20 protein-coding genes are annotated in these 21,287 nt (G+C 67.4%); all 20 read left to right on the top strand.

Going from position 1 to position 21,287, the window contains the following annotated elements; genetic code table 11:
- Nucleotides 1–107: 107 nt before the first annotated feature.
- The 20 genes from ACFWDI_RS28330 (at nt 108) to ACFWDI_RS28425 (ending at nt 21,220) form a co-directional block, all read left to right on the top strand.
- Entirely contained in the window at nt 108–977 is an 870-nt protein-coding gene (locus ACFWDI_RS28330) for an NUMOD3 domain-containing DNA-binding protein (RefSeq protein WP_385308024.1), read from the top strand.
- A complete protein-coding gene (locus ACFWDI_RS28335) occupies nt 967–2,547 on the top strand; it encodes a hypothetical protein (protein ID WP_385308027.1) in 1,581 nt (526 codons plus the stop codon). The genes ACFWDI_RS28330 and ACFWDI_RS28335 overlap by 11 nt, the downstream gene beginning before the upstream one ends.
- A gap of 86 nt (nt 2,548–2,633) precedes the next feature.
- Nucleotides 2,634–4,178, top strand: a complete 1,545-nt coding sequence (locus ACFWDI_RS28340) for a phage portal protein (protein ID WP_385308030.1) — start codon at nt 2,634–2,636, stop codon at nt 4,176–4,178.
- On the top strand, nt 4,178–5,125 hold the full coding sequence (locus tag ACFWDI_RS28345) for a hypothetical protein (protein WP_385308032.1): 948 nt from the start codon (nt 4,178–4,180) through the stop codon (nt 5,123–5,125). The genes ACFWDI_RS28340 and ACFWDI_RS28345 overlap by 1 nt, the downstream gene beginning before the upstream one ends.
- Before the next feature lie 44 nt (nt 5,126–5,169).
- Nucleotides 5,170–5,910, top strand: coding sequence for a hypothetical protein (locus ACFWDI_RS28350; RefSeq protein ID WP_385308034.1), 741 nt, complete (start codon nt 5,170–5,172; stop codon nt 5,908–5,910).
- A gap of 134 nt (nt 5,911–6,044) precedes the next feature.
- Nucleotides 6,045–6,965 carry a phage major capsid protein gene (locus tag ACFWDI_RS28355; protein WP_385308037.1) on the top strand — a complete coding sequence of 307 codons (921 nt, stop codon included), beginning with the start codon at nt 6,045–6,047 and terminating at the stop codon, nt 6,963–6,965.
- A 1-nt stretch (nt 6,966) separates the two neighbouring features.
- A complete protein-coding gene (locus ACFWDI_RS28360; protein WP_385308040.1) occupies nt 6,967–7,344 on the top strand; it encodes a hypothetical protein in 378 nt (125 codons plus the stop codon).
- Between the two features lies 1 nt (nt 7,345).
- Nucleotides 7,346–7,780 (top strand): hypothetical protein, encoded by a 435-nt coding sequence (locus tag ACFWDI_RS28365; RefSeq protein ID WP_385308042.1) that lies wholly within the window; start codon nt 7,346–7,348, stop codon nt 7,778–7,780.
- Nucleotides 7,777–8,106, top strand: a complete 330-nt coding sequence (locus ACFWDI_RS28370) for a hypothetical protein (RefSeq protein ID WP_385308044.1) — start codon at nt 7,777–7,779, stop codon at nt 8,104–8,106. Before ACFWDI_RS28365 ends, ACFWDI_RS28370 begins: the two co-directional genes overlap by 4 nt.
- 80 nt (nt 8,107–8,186) lie before the next feature.
- Nucleotides 8,187–8,540: a hypothetical protein gene (locus ACFWDI_RS28375; protein WP_385308045.1), complete on the top strand. Its 354-nt coding sequence runs from the start codon at nt 8,187–8,189 to the stop codon at nt 8,538–8,540.
- Entirely contained in the window at nt 8,540–9,010 is a 471-nt protein-coding gene (locus ACFWDI_RS28380; RefSeq protein ID WP_385308048.1) for a hypothetical protein, read from the top strand. The genes ACFWDI_RS28375 and ACFWDI_RS28380 overlap by 1 nt, the downstream gene beginning before the upstream one ends.
- Entirely contained in the window at nt 9,007–9,234 is a 228-nt protein-coding gene (locus ACFWDI_RS28385; protein WP_385308051.1) for a hypothetical protein, read from the top strand. Before ACFWDI_RS28380 ends, ACFWDI_RS28385 begins: the two co-directional genes overlap by 4 nt.
- 64 nt (nt 9,235–9,298) lie before the next feature.
- Nucleotides 9,299–9,871, top strand: coding sequence for a hypothetical protein (locus ACFWDI_RS28390; protein ID WP_385308053.1), 573 nt, complete (start codon nt 9,299–9,301; stop codon nt 9,869–9,871).
- An 86-nt stretch (nt 9,872–9,957) separates the two neighbouring features.
- Nucleotides 9,958–10,365, top strand: a complete 408-nt coding sequence (locus ACFWDI_RS28395) for a hypothetical protein (protein WP_385308056.1) — start codon at nt 9,958–9,960, stop codon at nt 10,363–10,365.
- A 170-nt stretch (nt 10,366–10,535) separates the two neighbouring features.
- Complete coding sequence (locus ACFWDI_RS28400) at nt 10,536–10,793, top strand: hypothetical protein (protein WP_385308058.1); 258 nt, start codon at nt 10,536–10,538, stop codon at nt 10,791–10,793.
- Nucleotides 10,793–15,508: a hypothetical protein gene (locus ACFWDI_RS28405; RefSeq protein ID WP_385308060.1), complete on the top strand. Its 4,716-nt coding sequence runs from the start codon at nt 10,793–10,795 to the stop codon at nt 15,506–15,508. The genes ACFWDI_RS28400 and ACFWDI_RS28405 overlap by 1 nt, the downstream gene beginning before the upstream one ends.
- A complete protein-coding gene (locus ACFWDI_RS28410) occupies nt 15,505–16,701 on the top strand; it encodes a hypothetical protein (protein WP_385308062.1) in 1,197 nt (398 codons plus the stop codon). Before ACFWDI_RS28405 ends, ACFWDI_RS28410 begins: the two co-directional genes overlap by 4 nt.
- A gap of 4 nt (nt 16,702–16,705) precedes the next feature.
- Nucleotides 16,706–19,573 carry a hypothetical protein gene (locus ACFWDI_RS28415; RefSeq protein ID WP_385308065.1) on the top strand — a complete coding sequence of 956 codons (2,868 nt, stop codon included), beginning with the start codon at nt 16,706–16,708 and terminating at the stop codon, nt 19,571–19,573.
- 17 nt (nt 19,574–19,590) lie between these two features.
- Complete coding sequence (locus ACFWDI_RS28420) at nt 19,591–20,211, top strand: hypothetical protein (protein ID WP_385308068.1); 621 nt, start codon at nt 19,591–19,593, stop codon at nt 20,209–20,211.
- Nucleotides 20,204–21,220: a hypothetical protein gene (locus ACFWDI_RS28425; RefSeq protein WP_385308071.1), complete on the top strand. Its 1,017-nt coding sequence runs from the start codon at nt 20,204–20,206 to the stop codon at nt 21,218–21,220. Before ACFWDI_RS28420 ends, ACFWDI_RS28425 begins: the two co-directional genes overlap by 8 nt.
- The last annotated feature ends 67 nt before the right edge of the window (nt 21,221–21,287 follow it).

The raw sequence follows: 21,287 nt of genomic DNA on the forward strand, positions 1-21,287 counted from the left end.
CAACTCGCCCCTGACCTGGGACAATTGGAGTACGCCACAACGACGAAGACCCCGGCGAGTGCTGTGAACACTCCCGGGGCGTGGCCCACCTGAGAAAGCAGGCAGACATGGACCAAGCTACATCCGACGGCGAGCCACTGTGCGTGATCTACGCGCTCTCGATCGACGGCGAAACCCATCGCTACGTCGGCATGACGCAGATCGGGGCTCAGGCGCGGCTGCGCATTCACCTCAAGACCGGCCGCGCCCCAACGCTTCCGTCGGCTCGGTGGATCAAGAAGCATCGACTGCTCGGCCACGAGATCAAGTCGGTCGTCCTTGAGGTGTGTACCCCCGAAACGATTGGCGATCGGGAAGCTGCCTGGATTGTCCTACTGCGAGGCCAAGGCTTCGATCTCCTCAACGTAACGGTCGGAGGCCGGGGGGGATTGCCGGGGCACGTACACAGCGCCGAGGCGCGCGCCAAGATGTCGGCCAGGATGAAGGGGCGCACCCTGGACGCTGAGTGGCGAGCGAAGCTTTCCGCCGCCAACGCCGGCCGGCCAGGTCGCCCCGTCACCGAGGCGACTCGTCAGAAGCTCCGCGCCGCGCACGCCCACCGAGCGCCCATGTCAGAGGAGCAGAAGGCCAGGCAATCGGCCGCCATGACTGGCCGCAAGCTCACCGCCGAGCATCGGGCCGCCCTGGTTGCCGGAGCGAAGAAGCGTCCCCCACAGTCCGAGGAGACGCGACGGAAGCGCTCGGAGACACTCCAGGGGCATCGCCTGTCGGATGACGCGAAGGCAAAGATCAGCGCCGCACGGAGCCGATACGAAGCAGAGAAGCGCGGCCTCTCCATCACAGAAGACATGGTCAGGGGAATACGCCGAGCGTCGGACGCGGGCGTGCCGATATCCGCGTTGGCCGAAAGGTTCCACCTGCCCTACAACCAGACCTGGCGGATCGCGCGCCGAAGGAGCTGGGCGCATGTCGAGTAACGCATACCTCTGCGACGAGGCGGGCGAGCCGTACAACTCCGCCACCTTCTCCCTGGATGCTCACCTGGCAGGGATGGAGCCGCGCCTACTGGAGTCGAGCGAGGGGCGGCGGACCCTTACGCGCCTTGATCCTCTCGCCTTCGCTTTGCTGTACCTGCCGCACCACTTGAAGGGCAAGCAGACCGGCGAGAGGATCACCTTCGCCGACTGTCACCTGGACTGGGCTCGGATGGCCCGCCAGTGGGTGCGCCCGGTTACGGAGCCGCGCTCCGCCCGGGACGTGTTCATCAGCCCACGAGAGTCGGCCAAAAGCACATGGTGGTTTCTGATCATCCCTATGTGGGCTGCCGCTCACGGCTTCATCAAATTTGTCGCCGCCTTCTCGGATAGCGCTTCGCAGAGCGAGACTCACCTCTCGACCTTCAAAGCCGAATTGGATGGCAACCGGCTCCTGCAAGAGGACTTCCCTGACCTCACGAAGCCAGCGACACGGAGTCGGGGTGCCGTAGTCGCGGATCGTCAGTCGCAGATCCAGATGGCGTCCGGGTTCACCTTTGCCGCAAGAGGCATCGACTCGGGGAACCTTGGCCTCAAGGTCGGCCGCGACCGCCCCGACGCTTTGATCTGCGACGACATCGAGAGCGGCGAGGCGAACTACTCGGTCCATCAGGCAAAGAAGCGGCTCTCCACTCTTCAGAACGTGATCCTCCCCCTGTCAGAGTTCGCCCGGGTGGCCGTCGTTGGGACGACGACGATGGCCGGAGGTCTGATTCACCAGTGCGTAAAGAGCGTTACGACGACAGAGGAGCCGGCCGCCTGGATCACGGAGGAGAAGTTCCGCATCCACTACTACGAGCCGATCATCACGACCGAGACCGGGGAACGGTCGATCTGGCCCGCCAAGTGGCCCATGACCTACATGACGCAAGTGAGGTCGACTCGGAGCTTCAAGCTCAACTTCCTCAATCAACCGGCGAACATGGACTCGGATTACTGGACCGAGGACGACTTCACCTACGGGCGCTTCCCGGTCGCGCACACCTATCTGTCTGTAGACGGCGCCGTCACCACCAAGAAGAAGTCGGACTACACCGGCCTGGCGGTTGTTGGCTGTGCTCCTGCGCGTCCTGCACGTGATGGCAGCCGACCAACGCCCGCGCGCTGCCTGGTGGAGCACGCCGAGGCGGTAAAGCTGAAAGGCAAGGCGCTCCGGGATCGAGTCCTGCAACTGCTGGATTCGTATCCGGAGATCGGCGCCATCCTCGTTGAGGCGAACCAGGGTGGCGACCTGTGGCACGAAGTCCTGCACAACCTGCCGGTGCGGGTGATCACCTTCTCGAACTCGGAGGCCAAAGAGGTTCGCGCCGGGCGGGTCCTCAACCTGTACCAACTCCTGCCTCCGCGCGTCGTTCACGCCGAGCATCTACCTGCGCTGGAGGAGCAGATGTGCGCGTTCCCGAACGGGCTCAACGACGACCTTGTCGACGCCGTCGGCAACCCCGTGCTGCGATTCCTCAGGCCTCCGCCGAAGAAGGCCCCGCCGTCCGCGACCGCCGCAAGCTACGTGTGAGGCGGCCGGTTTCGAAGGCGAGTAGCGCCAGTTACCTTTGATTTAAAGGTGACGGTCTATGCTTGCCTGGATGAAGGGTGGCGGAAGTGGCCTCAAGTGACCTGATGCAAGGCATCGAAGAGCTCGACGAGGCGCGCCCCCACTACCGGCAGGCCCAGCAGTTCTACGACGGCGACGTCCCCGAGATCTTCGCCTCCGCCCGCCTGCGCCGCGTCCTCGAGGACACCGGCACCGACTTCCGGTTGAACTTCGCCAAGACCCCCGTCGACGCCGTAGTCGACCGCCTCGAGATCGCCGCCATCACCGGTACCGACGACGCCCACACCGAGCTGATCTCCAAGCTGTGGAACGACAACGGCATGGACCTCGAGGCCCCCGACGTCCACTGCCACGCCTGCACCCTCGGCGACGCCTACCTGATAGTCCTCCCCGTCGAGGATGAGGCGGGCAACGTCGTCAGCGTGGAGATGCACTACAACTCCCCGCAGGTCATGCGCGCCATCTACTCCAGCGAGAACCCCCGCGAAGTCGAGTACTACGTCAAGCGCTGGTGCGAGGGCACAAGCCTCGGGGAGATCCACCGAGCCGAGCTGCTGTACGACGACCGCACCGAACGCTGGACCACCATGCCCGGCGCCAAGGGGACCGCGGCCAGCGACTGGCATCACTGGCTCACCGACGAAGACCCCGACGACCCAGACGCCGGCGGCGACGACTCGTGGATCATCGAGCACGACTTTGGCCGCCCGCCCGCCTTCCACTTCCGTACCTCCCGCCCGTTCGGCAGGCCCGAGCATCTGGGCGCCTACGGCCCGCAGAACGCGATCAACAAGCTGTCGATCACGCACATGGGCACGGTGGACTACCAGGGTTTCCCGCAGCGGTACGCCCTGACCGACGCGGCCACGACGGACACGTCGGACCTCGAGCCGGGCGACTTCGACGACTTTCCCCCGGACGATGCGACCGCAGGCCCGACCGACACCGGTGACGACTCGAGCTTGAAGGCCGGTCCGGGCGAGGTGTGGCTGCTCAGGGGCTTCAAGGGTGTCGGCCAGTTCGACGCGGCGAAGCCCGACATCTTCCTCGACCCGATCATGTTCGAGGTCCGGGCGATGGCGCAGATCACCACCACGCCGCTACACCTCTTCGACCCTCAAGGTGAAGTACCTAGCGGCGAATCCATCCGCGCTAAGGAAGCCCCCTTCGTCAAGAAGATCCGCAACCGGCAGATGTCTTTCGGTGCCACGTGGCGGGAGGTGTTCACCTTCGCTCTCAGCCTCCTCGGCATCAAGGACGCGACCGTCGACGTGCGATGGGTGCCGGCCGCCACCGTCGAGGATCAGACCGGCTGGCAGACCGCGACGGAGAAGGTCAAGAACGGCGTCCCCCGCAAGCAAGTCCTCCTCGAGGCCGGATACCGGCAGGAGCAGGTAGACGAATGGCTCGAGGGCGTCGACGACGCCGAACTCGGCCGCCGCGTACAGATCCTCGCCGCCGTCGCGGACAGTGCACAGAAGCTGGGTGCTGCAGCCGCGCTCGGGGTCGTCACCTCGGAGCAGGTGCAGGCGCTGCTGACCGGGGCCCTGTCGGACATTGAGCTGCTCGCCGGGGTGGAGGCGCGCACCTGATGACCAGCAACGCCCAGCTCGCCGCCCTGGTCCAGGGGGAGCACACGGATGCAGTCATCGCCCTCGAGCAGAGCGTTGGCGACCAGGCCGCGGGTGATGCGGATGAGCAGTTCGCGTCCCTGTCCAAGCGGATTGTCGCCGCGTGGGTCGCAGCGTTCGGAAGCGTCGAGGCGATCGCCGTGGACGTGTCGGTGCTGCGCCGGATCCTCGCCGCGGTACGGGCCGCTGTTCGCCGCCTCCTCGGCCCGCTCCCGGCACGGGCGCAGCGCGCCCTGGACGACTCGCTCGTCGGTGCCGTCCTGCTCGGTGCCCGCCAGCATGCCGCGTTCGCCAGCGCCGCCCGCGGCCGTCGCACATCCGGCGTCCCGACCCACCCAGACCGCCGCCTAAGGACCGCGGCGTCGGGCGTCGACGGGATCGTGGCCCGCAGTCTCGACCGCGCCCTTGGTCTGCTGCGACCGCAACGTGCGCGCCGTTGGACGGACGTCGTCACCGGTATCGGGGCCGCCCGCAGCGCCCTGTCCTCGGTCCGTGCCCACATCGCCTGGGTGGTCAACCAGGCCGTGAACTACGGCCTCAATGCCGGGATTCAGGCGATCGGCGCCCGCAAGCTGTGGATCGCCGAAGCCACCGCCTGCGTCAACTGCGCCGCCTATGCCGGGCTGGTTGTCGACGTCGGCCAGGACTTCCCGGACGGGCTCTCGTTCGATCCGAACCAGCGCGGGCGCGTACCCGCTGTCGACCTGCCGCCCCAGCATCCGCACTGTCGCTGCCGCTGCGTCCCCTGGCGGGACGAATGGGCCGTGCCCGGTGTGATGCCGCTTCCCGACTACCTCCAGCGCCAGGCCCGCCGCCATGTGGCCGGCGGCTCCCGCCTGCCGACCGAATCCCGTGCCGCCCGCATCCGCGCGGCACGCGCACTGCGCCGACCTGCCCCTACCGGATAGCCCGTGATGGGCCATCAACCCGCAACCCCGAGATGGGAGAACCAATGAACAACCAGACCGACATCCACGAGACCCTGCCCGCACGCCCGGCCGGGATAAGCCTGCCGCCTCGCACGCTGCTCGGCGTCATCAACGGACGGCCCGTGTACAACATCGCAGGCGGCGCCGAGACCGACGACGGCACCAGCGAGAGCGACGACGAGCCCGAGGATGAGCCCGCCGACGACAACGACGACGAGCCGGAAGAGGACGAGAAGCCCAAGCCGAAGCCGCCCGCCGCAAAGAAGACCGAGTCGGATGACGACGAGTACGCGCCGCCGTCGAAGGACGAATGGGCCCGCACCCAGGCCGCGTTGAAGAAGGCCAACGAGGACGGCAAGCGGCACCGGCTCCGCAACAAGGAGCTCGAGGAGAAGACTCGCGCGAACGAGACGGACCACGAGAAGGCGCTCCGCGAGGCCGAGGAGCGGGGTGAGTCCCGCTACCGGGCGCCGCTCGTCAAGGCAGCCGCCCGGGTCGCGCTCGCCGAGGCCGGTGTCGGCGGCTCAACGGATCGTGTCCTGCGCCTCGTCGACATGGACAGCCTGTCCGTGGACGACGACGGCGACATCGTCGGACTCGAGGCGGAGGTCGACCGCATCAAGTCCGAGTACCCCGAGTTCTTCCAGGCCGCGGTCAAGCCGAAGCCCAAGGCCAGGCCGACGGCGGCGGACCGGAAGCCGGCGGAGGAGAAGCCGAAGACGTCGGCCGAGCAGCATGCGATGCGAGTACTGGGCAGGTCTTGACATTCGAAGGTATATTTGCGGCTAGACCTTCGAATCAGGTGATCTGATCTCGCACTGGTCTCTCTTGCGAAGGCGCCCGTGATGGGGCCCGAGCCCACCAGCTTCCCCATCACGCCGCCCGCAGGAGGGCCACAGTGGCACGCAATACGCTCGAGGCATGGATCCCGGAAGAGGACGGCTCCGACGTCATCACCCGCGTCCAGCAGATGTCGGCTGTCGAGGCACTCGCCTCCCCGGAGCCGATGAGGTCCAACACCAAGAGCATTCCCCGCTCGGCCGGCGTGGGCGTCGCCCTCGTCGCCAAGGGCGGCACGTACACCGAGGACGTCTCGACCAACGACGACGTGACCCTCACCGCACAGAAGCTCGGCAAGGCCATCCGCATCGCCGAAGAGGACATCGACGACTCCCTCGCCGACATCCTCAAGACGAAGATGACGGACTGGGCGACGTCTTACGCCAAGCTCCTCGACAACGCGACCCTCGCAGTCACCGCGGCGGTCGGCACCGGCGTCCCGTTCGAGTCGGTGTACTACGTCCTGTCCCAGGCTGCGTCCGGACTCGGCTACGGCGCGAACGACAACATCACCCTCACCGGGTCGGGCGGCGTCACCTACGACAACCTGTCGGCGACGCTCTCTGACGTGGAAGGCGGCGACTACTTCGACGAGTCCCGCATGGTCGTCATCGCCCACCCGGCGTTCAAGGGCAAGCTCCGCGGCATCAAGGACGACCAGCACCAGCCGATCTTCGTGCAGGGGCAGGGCAGCGACCGCGGCACCCCGTCGACCCTGTTCGACCTGCCCGTCCGCTGGTCCCTTGGTGCAAAGACCTCGCCGACCGCGACCGACGCCCCCGGCGGTCTGCCGATCCTCGCCGTCGTCAACCAGGACTTCCTGCGCCTCGGCATTCGCTCCGGCCCGGAGTCCATCTTCATCGACGGCCGCGATGGACTGTCGGCGCTGACCGACGAGTCGATCCTCAAGATGCGTGCGAGGCGTGCATTCGCCCTCGGTCACCCGAAGGCCGCCGCGATCCTCGTCGCCGAGGCCTGACATGGCTGAGCCGAAGGCGAGGAAGACAGCGGCAAAGGCACAGCATCCGGCGACCGCCGGTGAGCCTGAGGTGGAGGTCGACCAGCGGTCCGCCGACGGCTCTGACGGCATGCGCTTCGTCAAGGAGTTCGTGGTCCTCGGCGCCGGGTGGGAGACCGCCGACGATGCGGCGCACGACGCGAACCGGGCCGGCGTGGTGCAGGAAGCGATTCAGCGTGGCCTGCACCCGCGGGGCGACGTGTCCTTCGACGGCGAGACGCAGCAGCCGGACGGGGTGTCGGTGTCGCTGTCGTACAGCGTCGAGGTGGTGCCTGCCGCGGTCGACGACCATGCCGAGGACACGACCACGCCCCGCAAGGTGATCGAGGGCGGGGCCTGACATGGTCGACGCCTGGGCCACGCCGCAGCAGGTCATCGACGTCACTGGTGTGACCGTTGACCCGCAGCAGCTTGCCCAGGCGCAGGCCGCGGTCGAGGTGTTCTCCAACCGGATCTACGCCGACACGACCAAGATCCGGACCCGGGATCTGTACTGGCTCGGCCGGGCGGTGGCGTGGCAGGCAGCCTGGCTTCAGGGGCAGTTCGACCTGACCACGCGCCTGGACGCCAGCAGCACGTCGCAGGACGGGGTGTCCAGCCAGTACACGGCGGACGCGCTGGTTGCTGCGCCGATGACGGCCCGGTCGCTGCGCCGCTGCTCGTGGATGCGGTCTCGCACGATCCATGTGCGCTCACCGTTCGAGTCCGGGAGTGCGGTGACGAACGCTCTGGCTGAGTCTCAGGACGACGCACAGCACTGGGAGTCGATGTCGTGAGGGCTCTCGCGAACACCAAGGTCAGCGTCCTCACCGGCACCAGCACGGACGAGTGGGGCGACACGGTCGACGGCGCCACGGTGTCGGCGTCCGCGATCCCTGCGTCGCTGATCGAGAAGTCCCGGCTTGTGACGACTCCGGAGCAGTCCACCCCCAGGGTGATCCGCTACACGATCGCCCGCCTCCCCTCCAACACCACCGTCGGAGCGGAGGACCGGATCCGGGACGACGTCACCGGCACCGTCTACGCCATCACCTCCGTCACCGCACCCAGCGGTGTCGGCCACACCCCAGACCTGCGACTTGATCTGAAGCGCGTCACCTGAACCAACGGCTGACGGACCACCCCGGGGAGACCGGGATCCGTACAGCCACCGAACAACCCGAGCCGGAGAGGAGCGGGCAGATGCAGATCGACCATGCGTCCATCCAGGCGCACCTCACGCCCGCCATCGACGACCTTATGGACCGGCTCGGCGCCATGGTGGAGGAGGACGCGAAGAACATCGCCCCCAAGAAGACGGGCGAACTCGCCGGCTCCATCCGGCGCGAGGTAAACAACGGCCGGTTCCGGGTCGGCTCCGACCTCGACCGCGCCCTGTGGATGGAAGAGGGTACGAAGCCGCACGTCATCCGACCGAAGAACGCGAAGGCCCTGTTCTGGGAGGGCGCCGAGCATCCCTATGCGCTCGTCAACCACCCCGGCACGCAGGCCCAGCCGTTCCTTCGTCCCGCTTTGTGGATCAAGCGGGAGGCGTGATGGTGACCATCGCGAAGCACGCCACGACCGACCTCGTCGCCATCGCCTGGCTCAAGGGCCTGGTCGGCGACATCGTCGCCACCACCGTGCCCCGCACCGACGCCGTCAAGGAAACCGGGTTCGTCACCGTCCACACGTCCGGCGGCGGCACCAACCTCTACGTCCCGATGCGGATGCCCGTCGTCCTCGTCGACTGCTGGGCCGCCTCCGCCGACTCCGTCAAGCCGCCATGGAACAAGGCCACCGCGCTCGCTGAGGCGATCGTCGCCGGCTGCTTCGACCACGCCGGAACGCCTCGGCTCCTCACCCTCCCGGCCGGCTACCCGAACGCCCGCGTCCTGTCCGCCTACACGGTGCAGGAGCCGCGGCGGCCGGTTGTACCGGGCGGCGGTGAAGCGTCCGCCGACCTCGGCTCATGGGCCCGCATCGTGCTGGCGCTGCAGCTGCACTGGATCGAGGTGGGCTCGTGACCACCCGCTGGGCTCTCGAGGGCCCCACCTCGCATGACCTTCTCACCTACGGCGGCAAGGTCATCGTCCACGGCAACCGGCACGAGCTCGAGTGGCTGATGGCCAACGCACGGGTCGTCCAGTGCCCGCGCAGTATCCCGCCCGAGCAGACCATCGAGCTGCGCTTCCACCCCCAGTTCGAGGGAGTCTCCTGGCCGCTCCGACGCGAGGAGTGGCGCACATGAGGCCCCCGAGTTCTTCCCTCCACGCCCCCGCCCCATCGGCCCGCCCGGGTCACGACTTGAGGATGTGATCCAAATCAGCGTAGATCCCGACAACTTGATTCAGGGCCCGGCAGCGATGTACCGGGGCGCTTTCGGTGCCACCGAGCCGGCCGACTCCACGGCAGCCCTCAACGCCAGCCCGCCCGCGTCGGCCTGGTCTGACATTGGCGGAACGACCGACGGCGTCAAGCTCTCCATCGAGAACACCTACGGCGAGCTCGAGGTCGACCAGATCGTCGACCGTGTCGGCTCGCGGCTGACGAAGCGCATGACGTCCGTCGAGACGAACATGGCTGAGGTCACGCTCGACAACCTGGCCTACGCCCTCAACGGCGGCACCACAGCCAGCGGTTCGGGCTACAAGACCTACGAGCCGAACGACGACAGCTCGGCGACGCAGCCCTCGTACTCGGCGGTCCTGTTCGACGGCATCGCACCGGACTCCCTGCGGCGCCGGGTCATCGTCCGCAAGGTCCTGTCGACGGACTCGGTGGAGCTGGCCTACACGAAGGACAAGCAGACCGTCCTGAAGGTCAAGATGCAGGCCCACTACGTGTCTCCGTCGATCCGAACCTACAAGATCATCGACGGCGTCTAACGCCCCCAAGCGGCCGGGCCCGAAACCTGTGGAGGGAGGCGGGTCCGGCCACCTCCCTCCACCCCCTCCACAGAAAGAAGCAGGTCATGGCCGCCAACACACGAACCGCCGCAGCTAAGAAGCGCACCGCCCCCAAGCCCAAGACCACCACCCCCGAGGTGGCCGAGGACTTCGAGCCGGTACGCCTCACATCCAAGCCCGACACCCCCGCAGACCGGATCGTCCTCTTCTACGTCGACGACCAGGAGTACTCGATCCCCAAGCGCGTCGGCCGTAACCACGGCCTGCGCTACCTGCGGACCATGCGCAAGCAGGGCGAGGCACTCGCCGCCCAGGAGCTCCTCGAAGTCCTGATCGGCGAGGACGGATACACGGCGCTCATGGAATGCGAAGACCTCGAAGACGAACAGCTGGACAAGATCATGACTCGGCTTCGGGACATGGCCCTCGGAGAGGTCGAAGACGAGACGGAGGGAAAAGCGAAGGGCCGCTGACTGACGAGGCCTGGATCGACTGGTACCGCGCAGCCACTGGCCTCTACTGGGTCACCGACCTGTCCGACCACGCCACCGCCGCCCCCTGGGTCGACGGATGGACGGAACGCACCGAGCAGATCGCCTGGGTCCTCGCCTACCAGCGGGACCTCGACGCGGACTTCCTTGCCGTGTACGGCATCGACCTGGAGGAGGACGAGATCAGCGCAGCACGCTACTTCTCGCTCGCCCACAGGGCGCCCGCCTACACCGGTGTCATGTCGGCCCGCGCCGAAGCCCAGCGCGAAGAGCAGGAGAACGGCGGCCGTAGGTCGGCGCCGGCCGAGCGGCGGCCCACGCCGAAGCAGCAACCGGAGCAGTACCAGTCGGTGACGGCACTGGCCGCACGCTTCCCGGAAGAGATCGAACTCGTGAAGGTGGGCGACTGATGGGCGAGTTCAGGCTGGCAGGCGCCTATGTTGAAGCGCGCATGGACCGCACCAAGCTCGACGCGGACATCGCCAAGCTCAAGCGCGAGACGCCGAAGCTGAAGGTCACGGCAGACCTCGACGACCGCGCCGCGACCACCCGCATCGCAGCCCTCGTCAAAACCCGCCGCATGAAGCTCGGCGTTGACCTAGACGACCGGGCCGTCACCACATCCCTCCAGCGCCTCACCCGTAGCCGCACCATCCAGGTGAAGATCGACCTGGACGACACGGCGCTCAACCGGCTCACCAGCCGCAGCGTCGACATCACCGCCGACCTGAACGACGCCGCGCTCCGCCGCACCGAACGGGCCCTCGACAAGCTCACCGCCGTCCGCACCGTCCGCATCCTCGCCACCGCCGACACCCGGGTCGCCGCCGACGAGATCCGCAACCTAACCCAACGGCGGCGCGTCCGCATCGGCGTCGATGTCGACACCAGGGTCGCGGCGGCCGACATCGCCAACCTGACCCGCAACAGGATGCTGCGCGTCACGGCCGACGCGGACACAGCTGCTGCCGCGGCGCGCTTGGCGCTCCTCACCCGCGACCGACGCGTCAACATCCGCACCAACATGCTCGGCCTCGGAAGCCTGGGGAGCCTCGGTTCATCCCTCGGTTCGGCTGGCGCATCGGCAGGCATGATGGGCTCCCGGTTCATGATGCTGGCGTCTGCCGCGCTGATGGCCCTCCCGGCGGTGGCTGCTCTGGGGCAGGCCATCGTCCAGATGGGCCCGGCGGCGGCGGTCGCGGTCCCGGCCCTGGGGTCGCTGATCACGATGGGCGCCGCCCTGGGTGTCGGACTCCACGGTGTCGGCACCGCGTTCAAGAGTGCATTCGAGACCGGGGCGTCCTCCGCCACGTCGGCTGCCTCAGCGACCAGGGCTCTCGAGTCGGCGCAGATCAACGTGGCCCGCTCCGCCCGCGCCTTGCGTGAGGCGCAGGTTGATGCGGCACGGCAGATCGTCGACGCCCAGAAGCGCGTCAAGCAAGCCTCCCAGGAAGTCCGGGACACCGAAGTGCGGGCCGCGGCCGAACGTCGGGCCGCACTTCGCCGGGTCGCTGACGCCGAGCGGGACCTGGCCGACGCACAGAAGGCCGCCACCCGCGCCCAGGAAGGCCTCAACGAGGCCCGCAAGACTGCGGCCGACCAGCTCGAAGACCTCGGCAACCGGTTGAAGGACGCCGAACTCTCCCAGCGTGACGCGGTCATGGACGTCGCCGACGCCGAGAAGGAACTCAACGCCCTCAAGGCCAAGGGCGCCGCCGCGAACGCCGACGACCTGGCCCGCGCCCAGCTCAACTACGACAAGGCCGTACAGCGCTTGTCGGAGCAGCGGATCGAAACCCAGCGTCTCCAGGAGGACAGCGCCGAGGCGGCCAAGAAGGGCGTTGAGGGCTCCGACGCGGTCAAGGCCGCGCATGACCGGGTTGCGGACGCTCAGCGGAACGTCGGCGACAAGGCCCGTGGCGTCGGGGACGCGCAGGCCGAGGCTGCGGCAGTTGCCAAGTCCGGCGCCGACTCAGTCCGGGCCGCGCAGCAGGCACTGGCCGACGCGCAGCAGGGCGTGGCGGACGCGCAGACGGCCGCCTCCCGGCAGGTCCGCGGCGCGCAGGAAGCGCTGGCTGACGCGAACCGTGCCGTCGCCGCAGCCATGGCCCAGGGCAGCACCGAGGCCACCAAGTTCAACGACGCCATGTCGAAGTTGTCGCCGAACGCTAGGTCGTTTGTGGAGGCCGTCAAGGGCATCGCCCCCGCCTGGAGTGCGGTCCGTGTCGACGTGCAGGACGCCCTGTTCCGCGGCCTCGGGACGACGCTGACCCGCATGTCCACCGCCGTACTGCCCGCGGTGCGGGACGGCTTGGTCGGCATGGCCGGTGTACTCAACCGCATGGGCACCGGCCTGATGGACACCTTCACCAAGCTCGGCAACCAGGGGCTTTTGAAGCGCATGTTCGACGGCTTCACCGAAGGGATGAAGCCCCTCGAGAAGGTGCCCGGACAGTTGGCGCAGGGCTTCGTCCAACTGTCGATTGCCGCCGCCCCCGCCTTCAAGCGGCTCACCACCGCTGCGGGCAACGCGATGAGCGGCATCACCGATGAACTCACGCAGGCCTTCAAGAGCGGCGCCCTCGAGAAGGCCATCAACAACGCCATCGAGATTGCGAAGCAGTTCGGGCACCTGCTCGGGGACATCTTCGGCACGGTCGGCAACATCATGAAGGCCGCCAGTGCTGGTGCGGGGGACGCGCTCGGCGGCATCGGCGCCATGTTCAAGGAGCTGCGCCGGATCACGGCGATGCCCGAAGTGCAGCAGATGCTGACCACGATCTTCCGGGCCGTCAACGACATTGCGAAGCTGATCGCCGGAACGCTCGGCGCGGTCATCATGGCGGTGCTGCCGCTGCTCGCCGCGCTGGCACCGACGGTGTCGGCTCTGGCGCAAGCACTGGGGCCTGTGCTGGCGGACTTGGCGGAGGCGCTGGGCAAGGCGCTGATGCCGATCATTCAGGCGCTGCTGCCGATCGTCGCTGTAGTGGGCAAGGCGCTGATGGACGTCGCGACAGCGATCATGCCGTTGCTGGGGCCGATCGGCTCGCTGATCGCGGCGGTCGTCGCCGCCCTGGCCCCGGTCCTGGGTGTGGTGCTCGATGTGATCGTGCAGCTGGTGACTTCACTGGCGGGCCCGCTGATCACGGTCATCAACGCACTGATCCCGATCGTCGGCATCTTCGGGCAGTTCATCGGCCAGCTCGCCCCGATCATGTTGCCGCTCCTCACGACTGTGCTGCAACTGCTGCCGCCGTTGGCGCAGCTCGCCGTGTCGCTGCTGACTCTGGCGATGCAGGTCATCACCCCCCTGATGCCGATCATCATCATGCTGGCCGGACTGCTGGCGGGTGTCCTCGCCGGAGCGCTGAACATCTTGGTACCGGTCCTGACGACGGTCATCGGCTGGATCACCCTGTTCGTCGACAAGGTCACGGCCGGTGTGAAGTGGGTCGTGGACGGCTTCCAGTGGCTGTACGACAAGTTGGTCGGCCACTCGATCATCCCCGACTTGGTGCGCGCGATCGTCAAGTGGTTCACCGACCTGTGGGACAGCGCCAAGAAGATCTTCAACCTGATCAAGGACTCCATCATCGGCGCCTGGAACGCCACATGGAAGAACGTCCGACAGGTATGGGACACGGTCTGGGGCGGGATCAAGGGCTCCTTCACCGGCGCCTGGAAATGGATCCGCGATTCGGTGTCCCTACTGAAGCAGGCGGTCACGACCGCCTGGTCGAACATGTGGACCGGGGCCCGCGACAAGGCCATGTCGATCTTCACCACGATCCGCACAAAGATCGGCGACTTCAAGAACGGTGTGACGAGCGCCTTCACTTCGCTGCGTGACGGCATCGGCAAGATCTGGTCCGGGATCCAAAGCAAGCTGTCCGGCCCCATCAAGTGGGTGATCGGCAACGTCTACAACGACGGCATCAGGCGCATGTGGAACACCATCGCCGGGAAGATCAGCAGCAAGATCATGCTGCCCGCCATCGGCCTCAAGTTCGCCCGGGGTGGCGTCGTCCCAGGTACAGGCACAGGCGACACCGTCCCCGCCATGCTCACCCCCAACGAACGCGTCCTCTCGCTCGCCCAGGTCGCCAAGCTTGGCGGACACCGCGCCATCGACGCCATGCTCGGCAAAGACCGCTCCCAGGGACGCACCGGCGGCAACCCCGACAACCGGGTGGCGCAGGGCATGCAGCACTTCGACAAGGGCGGCATCATCGGCACCATCTCCGACCTCGGCGGCGCAGCCTGGGGGACAGTAAAGGGGGGCTTCGACTGGGCTAAGGACCTCGTCATCGGCGGGCTGAAGTCCGCTGCGCAGAAGGCCATCTCGAGCATCGTCCGCCCGCTCATCAACATGATCCCGGACGGCGGTTCGTCGTTCGGGAAGCTCGCCAAGGGCATCCCCAACTCTGCGCTGGACCAGATGCTTGTTTGGCTCGGCAAGGAGGACAAGAAGGCGGTCGGCGGACCTGGCGTACAGAGGGGCCTGTCGTGGGCGAAGACGCAAGCGGGCAAACCCTATCAATGGGGCGGAAATGGGAACCCCTCGTGGGACTGCTCGGGCTTCGTTTCTGCGATCGAGTCAGTGATTCGCGGCGAGTCCCCGCACCGCCGTTGGGCAACCGGCGCCTTCTCCGGCGCTAACGCTCCGGGCGGCTGGGTCCGCAACTTGGTCTCGCCCTATCAGATCGGCATCACCAACGCAGGCGTGGGCCACACCGCGGGCACCATCGCCGGCGTCAACGTCGAATCGCGTGGCGGCGGAGGCGGCGTCATCGTCGGATCCCGGGCGCGTGGCGCCAACAACTCGATGTGGACGGACCGCTACGGCTTCCAGCCGGCCACCAAGTACGACACGGGCGGCCTGCTCCAGCCCGGCCGGACCATCGTCGACAACCACACCGGGAAGCCCGAGGCCGTCCTCAGCCCCGAGGACCGCGTGAAGTTCGAGGCGATCGTCCAAGGCGGCGGCGCGGTGACGATCCAGAACCTCAACGTCAACGGGACCTTCGACTTCTCCAGCCCGACGGCCAGGAAGCAGGCAGCAGACGCCATGGTCGCCGAGATGAACGAGGCGCTCCGCGTCTGGAACAGGAGCCGTGCCCGATGACCTGGGGAAGTATTCGACTCGGCCGCACCCTGCTGCGGGAACGCTTCACCGCGGCAGAGACTGGCATCGCACGCAGCATGGACCTCGACGGGCAGGAGTCCAACCCGCCCCTCACTCGGGTCGTTCTGGTCGCCACGCACGACAACATCAACGCCCTCGACAGCGACGCCCCGATCGCAGTCACCTGGACGGACAAGCCGGAGAGGAACGGCTTCTACCAGGTGAAGGGTTGCAACTCGACGATCACGGAGCATGTCGGGGACCGTGTCCTCGCCGACTGGAAGATTGGCCTCGACCGGCTCGGATCGGCGGGCGAAGTCGACCTGCAGTCACGGCTGACCGGGGCCGTCCGGTTGAACGACTTCTCCCTGACCGGGGAGCGCTGGCACGCCCCGCCGATCGGCCACTACGCCTACTACACGGGCAGCACCAACCCGACCTCCATGACCCGGGCCACCTTGGACGGCACCATCACCGTCTACCGGTCCATCCCCGCCGCCGCCTCCCCCCGCTGGGGCTGCTCACCGCTCGACTACCTGAAGGGCCGTGTACGGGTCACCGACACGACAGCCGGCCTCGAGGTCGACGGCACCCAACGCCCGGTCCCCGCCACCGCGTGGGCCCTGTCCAACGGCCTGGTCAACGTCACCCCCACGGTGACCGCCGGCGTCATCGACGTGCAGGCCTACACCGGCTCCGCCTGGCACTCGAAGCTGTGGAACGTCACCATCGGCGGCTCCAACGTCGCCACATGGGACTCGGCGACGCTGCTCCGCAACGACCTCGAGCACATCGTCCTGAGGCTCACCGCGTCCCGCAGTCCGGGGCGGGCGACCGTCGACCTCGCCCTACGCCGCGGCTCCCGAATCCTCGAGGGCTACCTGCAGTCCGGGTCCAGCGCCACCCTCGCCGTCTACAGGCAAGCGTCGGAGACCAACACCAGCTTCGCCGCCTCCGGGTATGTCATCGCCACCGGCAACGACGGCGACGGCAACAGGTTCGCCGCAGGGTCGGCGCGCACGTTCACCGCCCATGCCAACGGCGGCGTGTCCAAAGCCTCGGCGACCGCCTTGGACTTCTGGCTCGGTGTCCAGGCCGGTGGCGGCTCGCCGGCCTCCGGGGACGCGGCCACTGACCTGCGAAATCAGTACGTCGGTAGTTTGGCCGAAGCGACGTACTGCGTGAGGAGGTGATCCGGTGACCATCCAGGAGACGCTGACCGCCCTCGGCCGGTGGGACATCGACCTGCAGCCCACCATTCCCCGCGAAACGCTTGACGCCCTCGCCTACTTCGGCCACGTCGCGATCATCCACGGCCGCCTCGACCCCGCCCAGTACGGCGACAACCTGCTCGACATCGCCCGCTACGTCGGCGTGCTCCGCACCAACTCCCTGGCCGACGACGCCCGCACGAAAATCCCCAACGACAACGTCAAAATCGGCGGCGTCGGCATGGCCATGTGGCTCGGCGACGAAGACAACAAAGGCAGCGTCCTCGAGAACGCCACCACCTTCGCCTCCGGCAGCCTCTTCCCCGACGTCATCCGCGGCCTCCTGCCCGCCTCCGGGGCCGTCACCGAAGGCACCCTCTACCCGGTCGCAGGAACGTACAGCGGCACGCACCAGTGGCAGTCGCCGCGTGAAGCGATCCAGTACGTATGCCAGACGATGTCGACGACAGCAGTGCCCGTCTCCTGGCGCGTCAACAACGACGGCACCCTCGATGCGGGGCCAGAGTCTGACCTTTTCGTCACCACTCCCCGCTGCGTCGTCGTAGCCCGCGGCGCCGGCGAGGACATGGCCCTGCGCGCCGTGCCGGGCAGCATGGACCTGTCCGGGGATGCGGAGGACTACACCACCCGCGTCGTGCTCCTCGCGGCAGGCGAGGGCGCCTCAACCGCCACCGGGTCGGCAGACCTCGACCCGGGCGACAACCCGTACAAGGACATCCACGGCAACATCCTCAAGCTGACCCGCCTCGTATCCGAGTCCGACACGGCCGCGACGAACGCGGCGATCCGCGCCCAGCTCGCCCTGTCGCAGTTCATCTCACCGAAGCAAGACCTGCGCCTGAGCATTCAGGACTACGACGTAGAGGGCACGTTCGCCCTCGGCGACTACGTGTACGCCTACGACCCCGACAAGGGCCTCGTCGACGTCGACACGGAGATCGTGTTCCGCGGGCAGCGCCTCAACCCCATCAAGTTGCAGGTCACCGAAGTCTCGTGGGGTGTCACACCGGAGTACACGGTCGCCTACCGGGCCGCTAACGGCACCTGGTACGACCTCACCGACCACATTCAGACGTCGGAGGCCGGCACCTACGTCACGGTGGGCGGCTTCTCCCGGCAGCTGGCGTCGTCGTCGACAGAACCGGTCGGGTCACGGCCGAACGCCGACACGAGCATCCCCGGTGTACCGACGCTGATCGAACCCTTCTCCGGGGCCTCGTACCTCGACAGTCGGGGCTTCACCCGCGCCAGGGTGATCCTGTCGTGGAACGCTCCGAACAACACGGACGGCAGCACGATCCTCGACGGGGATCACTTCGAGATCCGGTACGCCGTCGACACGGACATGCTGTATCCGGCGACGTGGGCGCAGATCGCCCAGGTCCGGTGGATGGACTTGCAGACGTGGGCGCAGCCGTTCGCCGCGCCCGATGATGACTGGCAGATTGCCTACGCCCCATGGGGGTCGACCACGTTCCAGCTGCAGGACCTGTCGACCGGCATCGGCTACGACGTGCAGATCCGGGCCGTCGACAAGACCGGCAACACGGGCGCCTGGAGCGGTACGACGACGTTCGTCGCCTCCTCGGACAACATTCCGCCGTCGACTCCGGCAGCGCCGACGGTGGCCGGCTCGCGGATCGCGGTGCAGGTCACGCACGAGTTGGGGAAGTCGTCGGGTGGCACGTTCAATCTCGAGTCGGATCTTCACCACCTCGAGATCCACGTCGACTACGAGCCGACCTTCACCCCGACCGCGGACACGCTGAAGGCCAAGGTCAGCGCGACGGCGGGCATGATTCAGGCTCAGATTCCGGTCGTCGCGTCGGTGCAGGTGGAGGAGACGTCGGCACGCTACGTCCGTGTCGTCGCCGTCGACATGACCGGCAACAAGTCCGGTCCCAGCGACGCGGCCACAGCCACCGCCCTGCTGATTGACGACGCACACATCTCCGACTTGACCGTCAGCAAGGTCACTGCGGGCACGATCAGCGCGTCGTGGGTGATGGCGGGCGAGATCAAGACGGCGGACACGGGGGCCCGCGCACGGATGTCCGTCGACGGCTACGAGCTGTTCAATGCGGCCGGAACGCGAACGATGTTCGCCGACGCCGCCACTGGCGACGTGTCGATTCTCGGGCAGCTCATCTCAGGTACATCTGGCCGCCGTCTTGAGATCAACCCGACCGCGACGTTCCTCCCCGAGATCCGCTTCTACGCCAGCAGCGGCAGCAACTTCGGCTTCATCAACGCCAACTCCTCAGGAACCAACGCCGACCTCGGTGTTAACGGCGGCGTATATGACGACTCCGGCGTTGACGTGTTCGCAAGGCTGTTCCTGACCTCTGCAACCACAGAGCTCGCGGTCGTGCGCGCCGATACGCAGGCACGTCGAGGTGCGTTCGTGTGGATGTCCTCCGGCGGCATCGTGGTCGGGAATCACACCGGCGGGACCCAAGGCGGAGTCTTTACCGCGTCATCCTTTGAAGGGGCAGTCGGCTGGGATGACGGCGGCTCAGGCGTGAACCGCTTCAAGTTCGACAGCAGCGGAGTCACCCGGCACATCGGTAAATGGCGCAACTTTGTTGTACCCGACACCAACGAAGGCATCGTCACCGGCACCGTTATTTTCGGCGCGGGCACCTCTGCCTCCCTCACCTACGGCGCCACGATGGACTCGCAGACGGTCCCCGTCGTCACCTGCGTGGCAGGCAACTTCGGCTCCGCGACGCCCACCGTGTGGGGCATCCAGAGCTTCACCACCACCGGATTTGTCGTGGCCTGGAACAACTCACAGGGTATGAGGTTGAACTACTGGGCCTTCCGCACATGACCAAGAGGGAGGCCTCTGTGCCTGGCATTCGCACCGTCACCGACGTTGTCACCGAACTCTTCGGCAGCGACGCCGTGCCGGTCTGGCGCGTCCGCAGCACCGACGCGGCAGGCAACATTCACGAGCACGTTTTCCCGCACGTCACCCTCGCGTGGCGGGCCGCCGAATACGGCATCGACCCTGCTGACACGGCCACACTCCTCGACATCATCCTCCATGAACCCCTCCTCCCCGACCTGGAAGACCCGGACGAGGCGGCCAAGGACCCGGCAGCGCGCGTCGGGATGACCGTCCCAGCCCGGCGCGCCAACGGGCGAGTCCGTGTAGGTGACCCGGAGCCCGTGCGCCTGCACAACGCCGTGACGATCGCCGACGCCCGCACAGCCCACCTGATGCGCATCGCCGAAGCCAAGAAGCAGACCCGCATCGACGCCCCGTCCGGCAGGCAGAACCCGCTCAAGCCCGTCCTCGACACTGTCGTCGACCCCGCCCAGGTCTCCGACTTCGCGGTCCGCGTCGACCAGACCCGCCGCCGCATCAAGGGCGAACGCATCCCCCGCAACCCCCAGCCAGACACGCCCATCGACGACGCCGCCCAGCGACGCACCCGCGAGATGAAGGAGGCCCACCGTGCCTGAAACGCCCACCACGAGACTCGGCCTCTACAAGCCCCTCAACGACGGCAGCGAGTTCGTAAGCGTCCAGACGGACTTGAACCAGAACCTCGACCGCATCGACCTCGCCACCGGATTCCAGATCGTCACCTCCAGCACCCGGCCCGCCGCCCCCTACTCCGGCAAACCCATCGCCGAGTCCGACACCGGCCGCCTCTACTACTCCAACGGATCCGCCCCCGCCTCCGCCTCATGGATAGAGATCGCCAGCAACGGCGCCGCGTTCACCATGACCGGCACCAAGGACATCACCCTCAACGGAACCTCCAACGCAACAGAGAAGCTCGCGTTCCTCGTCTCCGGCGACAGCGTCAACCGGCTCTCCATGACGTCGGACGGCACCATGAACTGGGGCCCAGGATCAGGTGCGGCCGACGTCAGCCTCGCTCGAACCGGAACCAGCACCCTCGGCACGGCCAGCGGCGATCACTTCAAAGTCGGCGGCGACTTGAAACTCGTCAACGGGGCCACCACCTACCGCAACGCCCTCGCCACCGGCCCAACCACGGTCGCCAACACCGTGACCGAGACGATCATCGCCACCGGCACCATCCCCGCCGACGACGCTGTCGCCGGAGCCGTCTACCGGATCACCGCCTACGGCGTCGCCTCCACCACCGGCACACCCAACTTCACCCTCACAGCCCGCCTCGGCGGCGTAGCCGGAACCACCATGGGCGCCATCGGCCCAGGAGCCACAGCCACCGGCATCTCCGGCCGCCCCTGGCGCGCAGACTTCTACCTGCGCGTCGTCTCCTCGGGCGCCAGCGCCTCATGGAGTCCGCACCTCGCCGTGTTCCACTGCCTCGGCACCGGCACGCAGACGGGCACCCTGGCGAGCCCCAACTCCATCGCCAACCAGACGCTGGACAGCACCGTGTCCCGGGCCATGGTCCTAACGTGGACCTGGGGCACCGCCAGCGCCTCCAACACGGCCACCTGTACCGCCTGCGTCTTCGAGCGCGTCGCCTAGAAGGGAAGCACCGTGAGCAACTTCGAACTCATCCTGCTGATCGAGGTCGGAATCATCGCCGCCGTGA

The sequence above is a fragment of the Streptomyces sp. NPDC060064 genome (assembly GCF_042736455.1).
In the GTDB taxonomy this organism is placed as follows: Bacteria; Actinomycetota; Actinomycetes; order Streptomycetales; family Streptomycetaceae; genus Streptomyces.